At 54.1% G+C, this 15,879-nt stretch carries 13 protein-coding genes and 1 tRNA gene; 3 read left to right on the top strand and 11 right to left on the bottom strand.

All coding sequences use genetic code 11. The features are described 5' to 3' along the window. Positions 1–72: 72 nt before the first annotated feature. The 10 genes from HMPREF2554_RS00565 to argS form a co-directional block, all read right to left on the bottom strand. Positions 73–1,122 carry an L-threonylcarbamoyladenylate synthase gene (locus tag HMPREF2554_RS00565; RefSeq protein WP_013398878.1) on the bottom strand — a complete coding sequence of 350 codons (1,050 nt, stop codon included), beginning with the start codon at positions 1,120–1,122 and terminating at the stop codon, positions 73–75. A gap of 92 nt (positions 1,123–1,214) precedes the next feature. Beyond that, positions 1,215–2,156: a peptide chain release factor N(5)-glutamine methyltransferase gene (prmC, locus tag HMPREF2554_RS00560; RefSeq protein ID WP_013398877.1), complete on the bottom strand. Its 942-nt coding sequence runs from the start codon at positions 2,154–2,156 to the stop codon at positions 1,215–1,217. Positions 2,157–2,173: 17 nt separating this feature from the next. Then, positions 2,174–3,256, bottom strand: coding sequence for a peptide chain release factor 1 (gene prfA, locus HMPREF2554_RS00555; protein WP_004004426.1), 1,083 nt, complete (start codon positions 3,254–3,256; stop codon positions 2,174–2,176). Positions 3,257–3,420: 164 nt separating this feature from the next. Then, positions 3,421–5,511: a transcription termination factor Rho gene (gene rho, locus HMPREF2554_RS00550; protein ID WP_041321737.1), complete on the bottom strand. Its 2,091-nt coding sequence runs from the start codon at positions 5,509–5,511 to the stop codon at positions 3,421–3,423. A 389-nt stretch (positions 5,512–5,900) separates the two neighbouring features. Continuing rightward, a complete protein-coding gene (gene thrB / locus HMPREF2554_RS00545) occupies positions 5,901–6,881 on the bottom strand; it encodes a homoserine kinase (RefSeq protein WP_013398874.1) in 981 nt (326 codons plus the stop codon). Positions 6,882–7,076: 195 nt separating this feature from the next. Next, positions 7,077–8,177, bottom strand: coding sequence for a threonine synthase (gene thrC, locus HMPREF2554_RS00540; RefSeq protein WP_013398873.1), 1,101 nt, complete (start codon positions 8,175–8,177; stop codon positions 7,077–7,079). A 79-nt stretch (positions 8,178–8,256) separates the two neighbouring features. Beyond that, on the bottom strand, positions 8,257–9,540 hold the full coding sequence (locus tag HMPREF2554_RS00535) for a homoserine dehydrogenase (protein ID WP_013398872.1): 1,284 nt from the start codon (positions 9,538–9,540) through the stop codon (positions 8,257–8,259). A 205-nt stretch (positions 9,541–9,745) separates the two neighbouring features. Further along, positions 9,746–11,260, bottom strand: a complete 1,515-nt coding sequence (gene lysA / locus HMPREF2554_RS00530) for a diaminopimelate decarboxylase (protein ID WP_013398871.1) — start codon at positions 11,258–11,260, stop codon at positions 9,746–9,748. A gap of 28 nt (positions 11,261–11,288) precedes the next feature. Next, positions 11,289–11,444, bottom strand: coding sequence for a hypothetical protein (locus HMPREF2554_RS11645; RefSeq protein ID WP_013398870.1), 156 nt, complete (start codon positions 11,442–11,444; stop codon positions 11,289–11,291). Further along, positions 11,444–13,108 carry an arginine--tRNA ligase gene (gene argS / locus HMPREF2554_RS00525; protein WP_210395998.1) on the bottom strand — a complete coding sequence of 555 codons (1,665 nt, stop codon included), beginning with the start codon at positions 13,106–13,108 and terminating at the stop codon, positions 11,444–11,446. The genes HMPREF2554_RS11645 and argS overlap by 1 nt, the downstream gene beginning before the upstream one ends. 118 nt (positions 13,109–13,226) lie before the next feature. Here argS and HMPREF2554_RS00520 point away from each other — a divergent pair. The 3 genes from HMPREF2554_RS00520 (at position 13,227) to HMPREF2554_RS00510 (ending at position 15,112) form a co-directional block, all read left to right on the top strand. Then, positions 13,227–13,299: transfer RNA gene (locus HMPREF2554_RS00520), tRNA-Arg, on the top strand. A 126-nt stretch (positions 13,300–13,425) separates the two neighbouring features. Continuing rightward, the gene (locus tag HMPREF2554_RS00515) at positions 13,426–13,944 is read left to right on the top strand and encodes an HXXEE domain-containing protein (RefSeq protein ID WP_013398868.1); all 519 of its coding nucleotides are present in this window, start codon (positions 13,426–13,428) and stop codon (positions 13,942–13,944) included. A gap of 223 nt (positions 13,945–14,167) precedes the next feature. After that, positions 14,168–15,112, top strand: a complete 945-nt coding sequence (locus tag HMPREF2554_RS00510) for an NADP-dependent oxidoreductase (RefSeq protein WP_013398867.1) — start codon at positions 14,168–14,170, stop codon at positions 15,110–15,112. Here HMPREF2554_RS00510 and HMPREF2554_RS00505 read toward each other — a convergent pair. After that, positions 15,109–15,804 carry a GNAT family N-acetyltransferase gene (locus tag HMPREF2554_RS00505; RefSeq protein WP_013398866.1) on the bottom strand — a complete coding sequence of 232 codons (696 nt, stop codon included), beginning with the start codon at positions 15,802–15,804 and terminating at the stop codon, positions 15,109–15,111. The two genes, HMPREF2554_RS00510 and HMPREF2554_RS00505, sit on opposite strands and share 4 nt — an antisense overlap. Positions 15,805–15,879 lie beyond the last annotated feature (75 nt).

The following is a 15,879-nucleotide window of genomic DNA, read 5'->3' as shown; positions in this document are numbered from 1 at the left end:
TTCGAGAGTTAGTATCTCGATTCCCTCACCGTTTTTGAATAGCAGTATTTTCTTGTGAGAGTTATCTGCCCTCTAAGATTCTGATTTCGCTTCGCCGTGCACAAGGGCGCGAGCGGCATCCGTCGATACCGGCTTAACTGGAGCCTGCGCTGTCTTGACCGGCTGAGGTGTGTTATTGCGGTAACCACGCGAGCGTTTTTGATCAACCTCAGGCTTTTTATCGGCAGCAAGCGAGGTGGCGGTATTAACGGCGCCCAACAGCATGTCTGCGATAGAACCGGCTACTGGTGATGCTGCACGCTCCGGTTCTTTGCCGCTGCCGGCATGTTCTGCGTCCCACTGGTCATATGCTTCATCAAGGTCTTCCTGACCGGTAGGTTTCTGCTCAGTATCTTCTTGAGTGGAAGTTTCTTGCTTGTCCTTCTCCTCGTTACGAGCATTAAGCTCACTACGGGTTACGATTGAAGGCACAACCTCACGAAGCTCTTCAACGGTAATAGCCCCTTCACGGACCACGACATAAGGAGTCGAAGTACAGTCCAGAATTGTGGACGGTTTGCTATCGCCAACGCTTCCGTCTTCCTGCGGTGCAGGACGAGGACCATCGTCCACAACAAGCGTGACGTCCTCACCCAGCTGATTAAGCGCTTCTTCGGCCTTAGCTGCCGCAGGCTGTCCTGTCTTGTTAGCCGAAGACACCGCCAATGGACCGTGCTCAGTCAAAAGCTTGAGCGCAAACTTATCGTCGGGCACACGTACAGCAACCGTCCCTTGAGTTTCGCCCAAATCCCACGTCAGCGACGGATAGGAATACAGAATAATCGTTAGAGCTCCGGGCCAAAACTTATTGCCCAAATCATAAACATCGTTTGGGATTTCGTCAGCAACGCCCGCAAGAGCTGCAAGGTCGAATATCAGCACAGGCGGAGGCATGGTACGGGAACGGCCTTTATCAGCCAGAAGCTTCGAAACGCCCTGATGCGAGAAAGCATCACAGGCGATGCCGTAGACGGTATCGGTAGGAATCACGATAGTTTCGTGGGCATTCAATGCCTCACGAGCGGCTTCGACGGCCTCCGTGGTCTCGGTATCAGTCGTTACTGGGTACAGCTTTGCGTTCACGTGCCTTATTCTCTCATGTTTTGGTACGAGGCGATGGATGGTGTGACAAGGTTACGCAATAAGCGAGTGGCCACGCCCGAATATACCGCTCTCTACCGGGGTTTATATCCCGCGGTGTGTCTGGGTTTGCCGTTCAAATCTCGGATTGAGTATATGCTCACAAACCCCTGTGCCGCCAATGTCTCAGTCACTCGGGTCTCTTGTGAATCATCGTGCTCCATCATAAAGAAACCGCCGGGACGCAAAAGATAGTGAGCCCGAGCGATCACCTCCCGAGGAATTTCCATGCCGTCTTCTCCCCCGCCATAAAGCGCCATTTGCGGGTCATACTCGGCGACTTCAAGAGCCTGGGGTTTGCGGTGGGGAGGAATATATGGAGGGTTTGAAAGCACCAAGTCAAAGTATCCGGGCAGATCTTCAAGCGAGGTACGAATATCGCCCGGAATAAGGTGTACGTTCTGAGGATCAAGATTCTTGCGTGCCCAGAGGAGAGCCTGCTCGGAAAGTTCAACCGCAAAAACTTCTGCTTGAGGATTCTCTTCTTTAACCGCTGCGGCGATTGCCCCGGATCCCGTGCATAAATCCACGACGCGAGGGCGAGCGTTAGACTCGTATGTCGCCAAGACCCGCAGAGCTTCCTCCACTAGAAGCTCAGTTTCAGGACGAGGGATAAAAACACCCGGACCTACCTTTATCTCCAGGTGATAAAAAGGTGCGACCCCCGTAATATGCTGCAACGGAACGCGCTGAGCTCTGCACTCTAGCAGTTCCGTATAGCGTACTGAATCCTGTGGCGTAATCCTACGCCCCATCAGGGCGAACCGCTGCACGTCCGCACGAGTTACTGAAGATTCCCCATAGCTACCGCGCTGAATGCCTTGAGAGCCAGTACCTAACAGATATGCGGCAAGAAGTTCGGCATCTGCCCGATATTGTTCTATCCCGGCGTGACGCAGTACGTCAGCACCGCGGCGCAAGGCTTCATCAAGCCCTTCGCCGCGGTGTGCTGTTGGGGTGACCCGTAATCCTGTCACTTCTGCGTTGCCTCGGATTATTCCTGCTCTTGGCCAACCTGTTCCAGTCGGTGAGCCTCATCCATTTCGATGGCAGACTGCACGACTGGATCAAGGTCGCCGTCCAAAACCGCGTCTAAGTTATATGCTTTGTATCCGGTACGATGGTCGGCAATACGGTTCTCGGGGAAGTTGTAGGTACGTATGCGTTCCGAACGGTCCATCGTACGCACCTGAGAGGCACGATGCGCGGCGTTCTCAGCGTCGATCTGCTCCTGCTGATGCGCCAGCAAACGGGCGCGCAGCACGCGCATTGCAGCTTCGCGGTTCTGCAGCTGTGATTTCTCATTCTGCATAGCCACAACAATGCCCGTAGGAAGGTGAGTAATACGCACGGCAGAGTCGGTTGTATTCACAGACTGTCCGCCGGGACCGGAAGAACGGTAAACATCAATCTTCAGGTCGTTCTGACTGATCTCGATCTCTTCGGGTTCATCAACCTCAGGAAATACAAGCACGCCCGCAGCCGACGTGTGAATGCGCCCCTGCGATTCAGTCGCGGGAACACGCTGAACTCGGTGCACGCCGCCTTCATATTTCATGTGTGCCCATACGCCTTCGGCAGGTTCGTTGGAGGTTCCCTTGATTGCTATCTGGGCATCCTTGTACCCACCCACATCGGTACTGGTGGAGGAAATAACCTCGGTCTTCCAGCCCTTATGCTCGGCATAACGCAGATACATACGCAAAAGATCACCCGCGAAGAGAGCCGCCTCGTCGCCGCCCGCGCCCGCTTTGACCTCAAGAATAACGTTGCGACCATCATCAGGATCACGAGGGATCAAAAGACGGCGTAGCCTCTCTTGGGCTTCTTCAAGCTCGGCCTCAAGAGTAGGAATCTCAGCCGCAAAATCAGGGTCTTCTGAGGCCATTTCACGCGCCGCTTCTAAGTCATCCGCCAAGGACTTGTATTTGTTATATGCGGTCACGATACCGGTGAGTTCCGCATAACGCCGTCCCACGCGGCGAGCCTTCCCCTGATTTGCCTGAACGGCGGGGTCAGCCAGCTGCTCCTGAAGCTCAGTGTGCTCGTCAAGGAGCACCTGGATAGACTCAAACATTTTTGCTCTCTTACCTTGGTATACGCGCCGTTTTTTCGGAACTCGCGTATATCTTCACTTCATTATTACAGGGTCTAGGCACCGCACACCCCGTACCGCACAATCTCTTGGGCGGTACGGGGCGAACAATGCTGTGCGATAACCGCTACGAGACGGCTACCATGCTAATCCACAAGGCGCAGCCCATTCTTCTGAACGGTCAGCAAGAATTCAACGTTGCTCTCAGTCTTCCGAAGCTGGTTCGTAAGAATATTTAGAGCCTGCTCGGGTTCCATACCGGCCAGAGCACGGCGCAGACCCCACATAATCTTAACTTCGTCCGGAGAGAGCAGATTCTCTTCGCGGCGTGTGCCGGAGGCGTTAATATCCACCGCCGGGAAAATACGCTTATCCGCGAGCTGACGTGACAGACGCAGTTCCATATTACCGGTGCCCTTGAACTCTTCGAAGATAACTTCATCCATCTTCGAGCCGGTCTCTACCAGAGCCGTCGCCAGAATAGTAAGCGAGCCACCTTCTTCGATGTTACGAGCGGCACCGAAGAATTTCTTCGGTGGGTACAGAGCGGCAGAATCAACACCGCCGGAGAGAATACGTCCGGAGGCAGGAGCCGCCAGGTTGTAGGCACGCCCCAAGCGAGTCATGGAGTCCAGCAGCACAACCACATCGTAGCCCAGCTCAACCATGCGTTTAGCACGTTCGATAGCCAACTCAGCGACGGTGGTGTGATCCTCAGCAGGACGGTCGAAGGTTGAAGCTATAACCTCGCCGGAGACCGTGCGCTGCATGTCGGTTACTTCTTCAGGGCGTTCATCCACCAAAACCATCATGAGGTAAACCTCAGGGTTGTTGGCAGTAATAGCGTTCGCGATCGACTGCAGCATAAGGGTTTTACCGGCCTTTGGCGGCGAAACGATCAGACCGCGCTGACCTTTACCGATCGGAGATACCAGATCAACAACACGGGTACCCAGTTTCTTCGGGGTGGTCTCTAGGCGCAGTCGCTCCTTGGGATACAGCGGGGTAAGTTTCGAGAACTCACGACGGCTGGAAGCTTCTTCCACAGGCTGCCCATTAATAGCTTCAACTTTCACAAGCGCGTTGAAACGCTGGCGCGAGTTTTGTTCTCCCTCGCGCGGCACGCGAATAGCGCCCAGAATATGGTCACCCTTACGCATGTGGTAACGCTTAACCTGAGCCAGGGATACATAGACATCGTTCGGACCGGGCAGATAGCCGGAGGTGCGCACAAAGGCGTAATTATCGAGGATATCGAGAACACCTGAAATCGGTGCCAGTACGTCATCCTCATTCACCTGAGGCTCATCGGAATCCCCACGACGGTTACGACGATCGTTCTTTTCATAGCGGTCACGCTTATTGCGGCGGCTAGTGCGCTCCTCACGATTTTGATTCTGTTTTTCGAATCGTTGATCGTTTTTCTCGGAACGCTCATTCTTCTCAGAACGGTCACGCTTGTTACGGCGGCTAGTGCGCTCTTCGGCCTCTTCTTCACCCTTACGACGGTTATTCCGCTCGCGTGTGCGGGTACGTTTAGTCGGCTTCTCAGGTTCAGAGCCGAAAGTCATATCCAGAGCCGCCGTAATGGAGTCCAGGGTAGTAGAGCCGTCCGAAGTTGTGGCTTTCAAATCGGCGGAATTCTCGGGAAGATCACGCTGTGCAGAACGCGAACCGATGCTTTCAGAAGCCAGTTCTGCTTTCACATCTAAGGGAGGCAAATCCGTATTCTTACCCTCTTGGGGACCGCGACCGTTCTTAGCTTCACGGTCTTTCCGAGATCGTGAATTTCGAGTGCGGCGAGTAGTACGTTCCTCGCGCTCGGGGGTCTCGGTACTCTCGCCAGATGCTGCTCCTTCGGAAGATTTCTTTGTTGAGGAAGCCTCATCAGGTTTAGCGGCTTCTTCAGAAGCTGCCTTAGCGGCCTTGCGACTACGCGCGCGCTTCTGTGCCGGAGTCTCATCCTGCGCTTGAGAATCTTGCGACTTTGAGCGGGTGTTTTTAGAAGTTTTTGTGCTTTCTTGAGTCGAGGCAGCCTCGGCACCTTCGGTGGTGCCGCCGCGCTGATGCAGGGTTAACGCTTCCACAAGCTCAGCTTTCTTCATTTTCAGGTATCCACGAATACCGAGCTGCTGAGCGAGAGTACGAAGCTGTGCGACCTTCAAGCCGCTGAATTCGGAGAAAGCGTCACCGGAACCGGTGCCATTATCCTCGATCACGACAATGTTCTTTGCCAAACGATTTATCCTTTTAGTCAGGGACACCCAGAAAATCCTCTCAGAATTGAGGATCGGGTTTTTCTCATCATGCATACAGTGTAGAAACTACATACCGCATACTGTGCGGTATCGCGCTACGCTATACTGCCTCATGTATATCCGAGGCACTCACTTTCGAACCGTCGTTACGTGAGGTCAAGAAACGGCAAAGTCCTTGTGAAGTGAGGCAAAAAATACATGACCACAGAAAAATATTTCCTCGCGAGCTCCCCACGGAAGAAGAAGCATACGCGAACACACAAAAAGACGTGGTTCAAAGAAAATACTTTCCATTCCCGGATGTGGCGGTTCTTCGTGCGACCGGGAGATAAAACAAACACGATAAACCATGTCAGGTGAAAAACACCTTACTGTGTAACTATAACACCTTCTGCATCGATTTCAAGGGGCATGACGCGCCATGACAGGCGACGCCCCTCATATTCGTTCCCCTCATGAGTAACCTCAAACTCAGCGATCGCTCGCTGTGCTGCAGCGACTTCTTCACAGCTACGGGAGAAGGTTAATACGGTAGGCCCGGCCCCCGAAATTACGGCGGGAAGCTGCCGATCACGCAGATAGGCAACCAGCGCCGCACTCGGTCGCATCGCAGGAATACGGTACCCCTGATGCAGATAGTCCACGGTTGCATCCATAAGATACTCCGGTGCTTGCGAAAGGGCTTGAATCAATAAAGCAGCACGACCTGAGTTTGCCGCAGCCTGCTCATGCGGAATCTCAGCAGGAATCAGCGAACGTGCAAGTTTTGTAGAAACTTCATAATCGGGTACCGCTACGATAGGTACAACGGCAGAATGAACCGGTACGACCAACGAGCGCCAGTCCCCCAGTTCGCCCCAGGATATTGATAGCGAACCATACACCGAAGGCGCCACATTATCGGGGTGTCCTTCAAGGTCTGAAGCTACTTGAAGAATCTGGTCACGGCTCAATTGAGCGTGCTCGGGAAGCAACCCGGAAGCCGCCGCAACGCCCGCAACAATAGCGGAGGCAGATGAGCCCATGCCACGTGAATGCGGAATACGGTTGTGCGCCGTCAGCCTGAGGGCTGGGAAATCATGAAGTCCGACCTTCTCAAAAGTGGAACGCATCGCCTGAATCACCAGATGGGTTTCATCGCGCGGTACGGCCTCACTGCCCTCGCCGGAAAGCTCAAATTCTAAACCTTCAGAAATACGCTCAACCCTAAGTTCATCATAAAACCCTAAAGCCACCCCTAAGGTATCGTAGCCGGGCCCGAGGTTAGCACTTGATGCCGGAACCTTGACGGTGACGGTTTTACCGACAGGAATATCTGCGCATGTGATAGGGGTATCAGAATTCGACATGGAAACCTCGGGTGCATGTGGATGTTAGGAGCGCATACTGTGCTGTTCAAGCGGTGGAACAACACTAATGTCACTTACTTTACGAGAATTTATCCTAGCATTGAGCGGGTTACGGACAGAATAAGACGCCCTTGCCCAAGAAAATTTTCTCGGACAAGGGCGCATCGACCTATCGGTTAACAGGCTATAGGGTGGTTAGTTCAGGTCAAGAATATCTGCCACAGCCACAACATCGAAGGCTGCCTTAGTCGGTTCAACTTTCGCACCGTTGACCGGTTCCAGCGCCCACTGCGGATCCTTCAAACCGTGACCCGTCACCGTAATGACAATGGTCTTGCCCTCGGGAGCCTCACCCGCGCGATGTTTCTTGAGCAGACCCGCAACACCAGCGGCTGAAGCGGGCTCAACGAAAACGCCCTCGCGGGAAGAGAGCCAGCGGTGCGCCTCAAGAATCTCCTCATCGGTGACAGCTTCAATCACGCCGCCGGATTCGTCGCGTGCCGCTTCAGCTTTCTCCCATGAGGCAGGGTTACCGATGCGAATTGCGGTCGCAATCGTTTCGGGAGTGTCAATCGGGTGCCCTGCAACAATCGGGGCCGCGCCAGCTGCTTGGAAACCCCACATGATGGGTCGCTTGGTGGCGACCGGCTCTAGGACCTTGCCGTCACGGTTCGTATAGGGCTCGGAATACTCCTTGTACCCCTTCCAATAAGCGGTAATATTGCCCGCGTTACCTACCGGGAGCAGATGGTAATCGGGGGCATCTCCCAGGGTGTCGACGACCTCAAAAGAACCGGTCTTCTGACCCTCAATGCGGTAGGGGTTCACCGAGTTCACCAAGAATACTGGGTAATTCTCGCTGAGTTTACGGGCAATTTCGAGGCAGTTATCGAAGTTTCCGTCAATCTGAATAATATCAGCGCCGTGGGCGATGGCCTGCGAGAGTTTGCCCATCGAAATCTTGCCGTCCGGCACGAGTACCGCGCAGCGCATCCCCGCTTGAAGCGCATATGCCGCTGCCGACGCTGAAGTATTACCGGTCGAAGCGCACACAACAGCCTTCGCACCTTCGCGTTTAGCGGCAGTAATAGCGCTCGTCATGCCGCGGTCTTTGAAAGATCCGGTGGGGTTCATCCCCTCGAATTTGAGGTATACCGTATTGCCAGTCTGCGCTGACAGCGCCGGTGCGTGAATCAGCGGGGTTCCGCCTTCGCCTAGAGTTACCGGTTTTACCTCGTCCCCGAACGGAAGACGATCGCGGTATTCGTTAATGACGCCCTGCCACACATGTGCCATGGGATTCTCCTACTTTCTGCTGATGGTTTTACTCGCGCGGACTTGAGAATTTCCGCGCTGAAATTCTAGTCTTCCTGATCTATTTACCGGACTCGACGCGAATCACGGAAATAATCTCACGCACAGTATCTAAACCGTCGATCACCGCGATCGCGCGGCGCAGGTCAGAGTCTTTGGCAGAGTGCGTCACCAGGCGAATCTGTGCGGCGCCATCCCGCGGAGTAGATTGACGCAAAGAATCCACCGAAATACCGTGTTCGGCGAAAATACGAGCAATATTTGCGAGTACGCCCAATTTGTCATCAACCAACATGCCTACCGAATAGCGGGAGATAATGTCGCCCAATCCGGTAGCAGGCAGCTGCGCGTAAGAGGACTCGGGCACACCCGGACCGCCCAATACCAGACGGCGCGCCAACGACACAAAATCACCCAGAACAGCAGAAGCGGTCGGTGCCCCACCGGCACCAGGGCCATAGAACATCAGCTCGCCTGCGTTCTGCGCCTGTACAAACACGGCATTAAACGCGCCATGGACACCTGCTAGCGGATGCTGCCGTGGAATGAGCGTAGGAGCTACGCGAATATTGACTCCGTCACCGTCGCGCTCACAAATAGCCAGGAGTTTAATCACGTAGCCGTCGGCATCTGCGGCGGCAACGTCATCGGCGTTTACGGCGGTAATACCCTCTATGTGAACGTCATCAATGGTGAAATCAGAGTGGAACGCCAATGAGGCTACAATAGCCGCCTTTGATGCAGCATCATGACCTTCAACGTCAGCGGTGGGGTCTGCTTCGGCATAGCCGAGTTCCTGGGCGTCTTTGAGCGCATCGGCAAAGGTTGCGCCGGTGGTATCCATCTGGTCCAGAATGTAGTTGGTGGTGCCGTTCATAATGCCCAGCACACGTGTGACAGTATCTCCTGCCAAAGAATCGCGCAGGGGGCGCAAAATCGGAATTGCACCGGCGACCGCCGCCTCATAGGAAAGCTGTGCACCGGACTTATCGGCAGCAGCCTGTAGCTCAACACCGTGTTTTGCCAGAAGCGCTTTATTCCCTGAAACCACCGATTTACCTGCCTCTAGAGCGCGCAGAATGCGGGTTCGTGCAGGTTCAATACCGCCGGTCAGCTCGATCACCACGTCGGCAGCGTCAATCAGGGCGTCTGCATCGGTGGTATACAGCCCTGGTTCGGCATCCCAGTGGCGTTTAGCCGCAGTATCACGCACGGCTATACCGATCAGCTCAACAGGCGCACCTATCCGTTCTTTGAGAACCGCGCTATCCTCACTAAAAATACGCGCTACCTGAGAACCAACGTTCCCAGCGCCGAGCAGAGCAACCTTAATGGTGTCAGTCACGTTATCTCCTACATTTTGACCGAGTGGTGAACGCGCCTGTACGAACGGGCGACGTCATCATCAACTGTATCAAGAGAGCGGCGCCTGGACGCGGTCAAGACGCCAACATTACCGCCATTTACGGGGGTGTCGTTATATTACAAGCAGTTTCTTACCCAAACATACGCCATGCGGGTCATCATGCGGAAAAGATTTGGTGCCCGTACTAGAAGCCCGTATCGAGAGCAAGCATCTCATCTTCGCTTTGGCGACGAATAATAGGATGCGCCGCTTCCCCCGCCGACGTAGCAATAACCGGCGGACGGCTCAGGTAGTTATAGTTCGACCCCAGCACATAACAGTACGCACCGGTAGCTGGCACCGCGAGAATATCCCCCGCACGCAGGTCAGCAGGAAGATAGCAATACCGCACCACAATATCACCCGATTCGCAGTGTTTACCTACCACACGTGAAAGCACGTGCTCTCCCGCCGGGGCGCGGTTTGCCAGGGTTACCGCATAGTCGGCGTCATAGAGCACTGGGCGCGCATTATCACTCATACCGCCGTCCACAGAGACGTACCGGCGCACTCGAATCTGACCGTGCTCATCCTCAATACTCACGTTTTTGATGGTGCCGACGGTGTAAAGCGTCACCCCTGAGGGGCCTGAAATCGAGCGGCCAGGTTCAAAAGACATATGCGGAATCGCCAGGCCAAGACGCACGCAGGTTGCCGCGACTGCATCCGCAATCGAGACGGTAATCTGCTCAATACTGCGCGGGGTATCGGCCTCGGTATAGCCAATACCGTAGCCGCCGCCCAGGTCAAGCTCAGGCAGGCTAAGACCGTATTTCTGGTTCACGGCGTGCATAAAGGTAAGAGCCGTATCTGCCGCCTGCTCGAAGCCCTGCGCCTCAAAAATCTGTGAGCCTATATGGCAGTGAATACCCCGAAATTCCAGGGAATCCGTAGCGGTGAGGATACCGGCGGCAAGCATCGCGTAGGATTCGTCCTCAGTGGTTGACCAATACTCAAGTTCATCTGCCTCTAACCCGGCAAGACGCGCGGTTCCAGGCTGAAGCGACATCCCAAATTTTTGATCTTCATGCGCCGTAGCAATAGATTCGTGGGTGGAGGCATGTACACCGGGCGTAATCCGAATGAGCACGGGAACCGCCGGATACGGCTCCTGCCCCGCTGCAGCGCGTTCTGCGTTCAGCTCGGCATGCACATCCGCGATGAGTTTAAGCTCGTCAACGGAATCTGCCACCACACGCCCTACTCCGTGTTTGATGGCGCGCACAATCTCGCCGTGCGACTTGTTATTACCGTGCAGCGCAATATTTTGCCCGGGAACCTGAGCCCGCAGGGCAATCGCCAGTTCCCCTCCCGATGCCGTATCAAGACACAAACCTTCTTCATGCGCCCACCGCGCCACGGACGTGCACAAGAATGACTTTCCTGCGTAGTAGACACTCACCTGCGCGCCATACCGGGCGAAAGCATCCTTGAATGCCTGGCGGTACCCGCGTGCCCTAGCTCGGAATGTATCTTCCGAAAATACGTACTGCGGAGTATCAAACTCTTTGACAAGCTCACTCGCTGCAATGCCGTCGATGGTTAGCTCTCCCCCATGATTACGCTGAAATGAGTCCGTCCAGATGGTACGGTTCAGCTCAGCCGGATGTTCGGGGCAGGTAAGCCAGTCGGGGGCGTACAGGGATTGTGCGTCGCTCATGCAGAAGTCCTCGGGTCTTGTGTCACGGTCACAGATTCGTGATGCCATCACCACTATATCGGAACGCCTTGCTGCCACGATGCTGCTCATAGGTGGTGTTCAGATAGCGGATAAACCAATATACAAAAGCCGCGTGCCCCGTCATCGTGTTGGCGGGGTACGCAGCTTCCGGTCGGTTCGGCATTACATACGCTCGGGGGCGGTGACCCCCAGCAGACCCAATCCGTTGGCGAGTACCTGACGTGTTGCATTGTTGAGAAGCAAACGGGTACGGTGCAGATCAGTCACTGGCTCATCGCCCTTTGGAGCCACGCGCGAGAGGCCGTACCAGCTGTGGTAGGCCGCCGCAAGGTTTTCCAGATAACGGCTCATGCGGTGCGGCTCGTAGAATTCCGCTGCAGTACGCACGGTTGCCGGGTATTGCCCCAGCACTGCAAGAAGCTCAGTATCTGCGGGCGTATTCAGAAGCCCTGTGTCCACGCCATCGGCAAGATGCACGCCAGCATCAATGGCATTACGTTCTACAGCCGCAGTGCGGGCGTGCGCATACTGCACATAATAGACAGGGTTATCGCTGCTCTTCTGCACAAGCAGATCAAGATCGATATCAATTGTGCTGTCTACCGAGTAGCGGATCAGTTCGTAACGTGCCGCATCCACACCCACAGCCTCTACAAGGTCTTCAAGGGTGACGACATTACCGGCGCGCTTCGACATACGCACGTGTTTGCCGTCCTTGACAAGGTTCACCAGCTGCCCAATCATGACCTCAATCTGCTCGGTCCGGTACCCCAAGATTTGAGCGATAGCCTTGAGCCGTCCCACATAGCCGCTATGGTCTGCGCCAAGCATATAGATGGCTATGTCCGCAGGGTTCTCAGGACGGGTCATTTTATTGCGGAAATACGCAATATCTCCAGCAACATAGGCGTGATTACCATCCGATTTAATGACCACACGGTCTTTGTCATCGCCGTAGTCAGTGGTGCGCATCCACCACGCGCCCTCGGATTCAAAAAGCTGACCATCCTGTTTCATCTGCTCAATGATGCGGTCGGCCTCGCCAGATTCAAATACCGAGTTTTCGTGGAAGAAGACATCAAAGTCGGTGCCGAAACGGTGCAGAGAATCTTTAATCTGTGCGAACATAAGCTCGGTTCCGATTTCACGGAAAACTTCTGCGGGGTTTTCGGCGTCGAGCGCGTCTGGGCGTTGGGCGAGAATCTGATCTTTGATATCGGTAATATAGGCGCCCGCATAGCCGTCTTCAGGGGTAGGCTCTCCCTTGGCTGCAGCAAGAAGCGAGTTGACGAACCGATCAATTTGAGTGCCGTGATCGTTGAAGTAGTATTCGCGCACCACATTTGCGCCCTCGGCTTCGAGGATATTGGCGAGCGCATCGCCCACGGCCGCCCAACGGGTTCCACCCAAGTGGATGGGGCCGGTGGGGTTAGCCGAGACGAATTCGAGGTTGATGGTTTTTCCCGCGAATTTATCGCTGGTTCCGTATGTTTTCCCGGCTTCGACGATAGTGGCGGCGAGGGTGCCTGCCGCAGCCGCATCCAGGGGTATATTGAGGAAGCCTGGACCGGCAATATCTACCGTTGAAACTCCCGGAATTGAGGCAATTTTATCGGCAAGAACAGCTGCTACTTCGCGAGGATTCTTGCCAACTTTCTTGGCGAGCTGCAGCGCAATATTAGTCGCCCAGTCACCGTGTTCGCGAGATTTCGGGCGTTCCACGCGCGCGAGGGGAAGCTCTGCGTTATCTGCGAGGGTAAGCTGACCGGATGCGATAGTTTTATCGAGTTCTTGAGCAATTGCTGCTGATAATTCTTCGGGAGTCATAGCTACATATTCTAGCAACATCTGATAGGATATAGAGGTTCGCTTGTGCGCCGTATGCGGCTGAAACGCCTAGTTTCCGGTTGAGGTGCCAAGGCGGTAACCAAAATTTCATATGTCAGCCCTTGTAGCTCAGTGGATAGAGCGCTTGCCTCCGGAGCAAGAAGTCGAAGGTTCGAATCCTTTCAAGGGCACTTTTTTATTGGCCTATCCGCTTCAGCGGGTAGACCATTTTTATTGAACTACTGACATTAGCCCGCTGAGCCATACCATGAAATAACGTGGAGAAACGAAACTATGCAGGAACCTGGGAGGCTAGGATGTCTATAGGCACTTTTGCATTTATTACGATCGCTCTCTTCATGGTGCACGAATTTGAGGAGATCATCTTCGTGCGCCGCTATATCGAGAAGTACTCCAGCGATAACCGGTACCACGACGAAATGTTTATAGCGGGGCAAGACCATTACCCCTCAACCGCAGCTATTGCCGCCATGATCGGTGAAGAATTTATTGTTGCTTGTCTGATCCTTTTTAGCGGGGTCATATTTGATTCCATTGAGACCGTCACAGCTATCTTTATCGCTTATATCCTGCATCTTATCCTTCATATCCGCGAGGCGTTTATCTTTCCGGGATGGGCACCGGGCAGCAGGACCGCAGTATTTACGATGCCGTTTAACGCTATTACCTTATACGCTATCTTTGCTACCCAGCATATCGATTACCTCAAATTAGTTATTTTGACCGTGGTCTTGAGCGCTGTGGTTCTTATTAACCTACAGATGCTTTACCGACTATCGGGAAAGATTGAAACGTTCATTCAGAAGATCGCGTAATACTAGGGTTCCCGGGTTTCTATAGTTAGGCAATAAGCCCCCACGGCGCTGATAGTTCTCTGCTACAGGAACTTATAGGGCTTCAATTTAGCTAGGATATACACACACTCGCCACGAAAACGGCATGTGTGAGAGTTGCCTTTTATGACATGCTATTTTGCCCCGTGACCTGCGCTTGAGAGAATGTTTCCAATCGTTATCGTCACGGCAGAAGGGGCTCATCATGACCATGCACCAGGTACAGCTCACCGTATGGGGTGAGCCCGAGAATCTGCATTTTACAGAGACTCCTATGCCTTCGCCCCTTCGCGGGCATGTTCTTCTCAAAGTTACCGCCGCTGGTGTTAATCCTATAGACCTTACAACGCGCAAGGGATTGGGCCCTGCGGCATCATTGATTAATCTTGACCAAGAACCCGCCGTTTTAGGATGGGATGTTGCCGGTTTGGTTTGTGAAACGGCGGGCGATTACACGGGATTCCAGCCAGGCGAGAAGGTTTTCGGGCTGGTGCAGTTTCCGCATCCGGGTAAGACATATGCCGAATACGTTTTGGCTCCTGCCCATCAGCTTGTGCACGCCCCTGCAGATATTCCCGATGAGCAGCTGGGTGCCGCTCCCCTGGCAGCATTGACGGCATACCAGGCACTTTTTGAGGTTGCGAAACTTTCTTCCGGGGAGCGCGTGCTGATCCATGCGGGCGCAGGCGGTGTTGGTCATCTCGCGATTCAGCTTGCCCTCGACGCTGGCGCTACAGTTTACGCTACGGCTTCTGAGAAAAACCGTGAGTTTATACAGTCTTTGGGCGCAGAATTTATCGACTACACAACCCAAGATTTCCGGCAGGTTCTAGGTCCTACCCTTGATGTGGTACTGAATTCTACGGGTGCACAAACCTTCGTAGATTCTTTGGATGTACTGGTTCCGGGCGGTCGAATCGTGACCCTCACAAGCCCCGATCCTTTAGAGACTGCACGCGAGCGCGGGTTTACGGCAGAGTGGCTGACGGTGCATCCCGACCGTTATCAGCTGGGTGAGATTGCTCGACTCATGTCGCTGGGGATCGTGAAAATTCACGTGGATCAGACTTTCCCGCTAGAGCAGGCAGCGAAAGCTCATGAGCTTGTGGGCTCCCGGCATGTGCGCGGCAAAGTGGTGCTTGTTCCTTAGGATTCTACGTGTTCTCTGGAAGAAGAACCTGAATCTTTATAGGGCTGCGCTGCCGACACTCCAGACGATGAGGTGGCTGCCAGCATATGGTCCACGTCTCTGTGAAGGCGCGCGGCTATGGCGGCATCATAGAGCACGCCGTTGTAGCAGAACTTTTCACGTTCTACGCCCTCAACCACGAACCCTATATGGCGTGCCACTGCCGCTGATGCAGGGTTATTGGTGCGGTACCCAAGCTCTAAACGGCGAACACGTGGGGACCTTGCGGATGTAAGAGCTGAGAAATCGTAGCTGATCTTGGCTTGTTCTGCGGGTTTTCCAGGTGATACAGCGCTATCATTCGACGCGTCTATATTCTGTGCCCAGTCGCACGCCGCACGCACGCATCTACTTGTTATACCGAGCCCTCGGGTTTCTGCCGAGATCCAGTAGTAAACCCAAGCTCTATCCCAGGTTCCAGAAGGCTGGCGCCCCATACATCTGAAACCTACGCACCCGGCAGCTTGGTTATCAACTTCCAAACACCATGGGATGTGTTCAGAAGACGGAAGAAGCTCTTCGCAGATGAGAATACGTGCATCTTCTACACCACCGAGAGCTGGCATCTGATGTACAAGATCGGGCGTTGCACGGTATATGTCATAGAGTCTTGCGGCATCATCTTCCCGCCAAGCCCGCAGTTTTATTTTCATGACCTGCCTTTGCGTTTGAGATTATTAGTATCTGCTCCAAGATTACACAAGTCTCCGCCGAAAGCACGTCCCTCT

It is taken from the genome of Rothia sp. HMSC071F11 (assembly GCF_001809115.1).
Lineage (GTDB): Bacteria > Actinomycetota > Actinomycetes > Actinomycetales > Micrococcaceae > Rothia > Rothia dentocariosa.
Note: the sequence above shows the minus strand (reverse complement) of the source record. Positions and strands in the feature narration are given on the sequence as shown.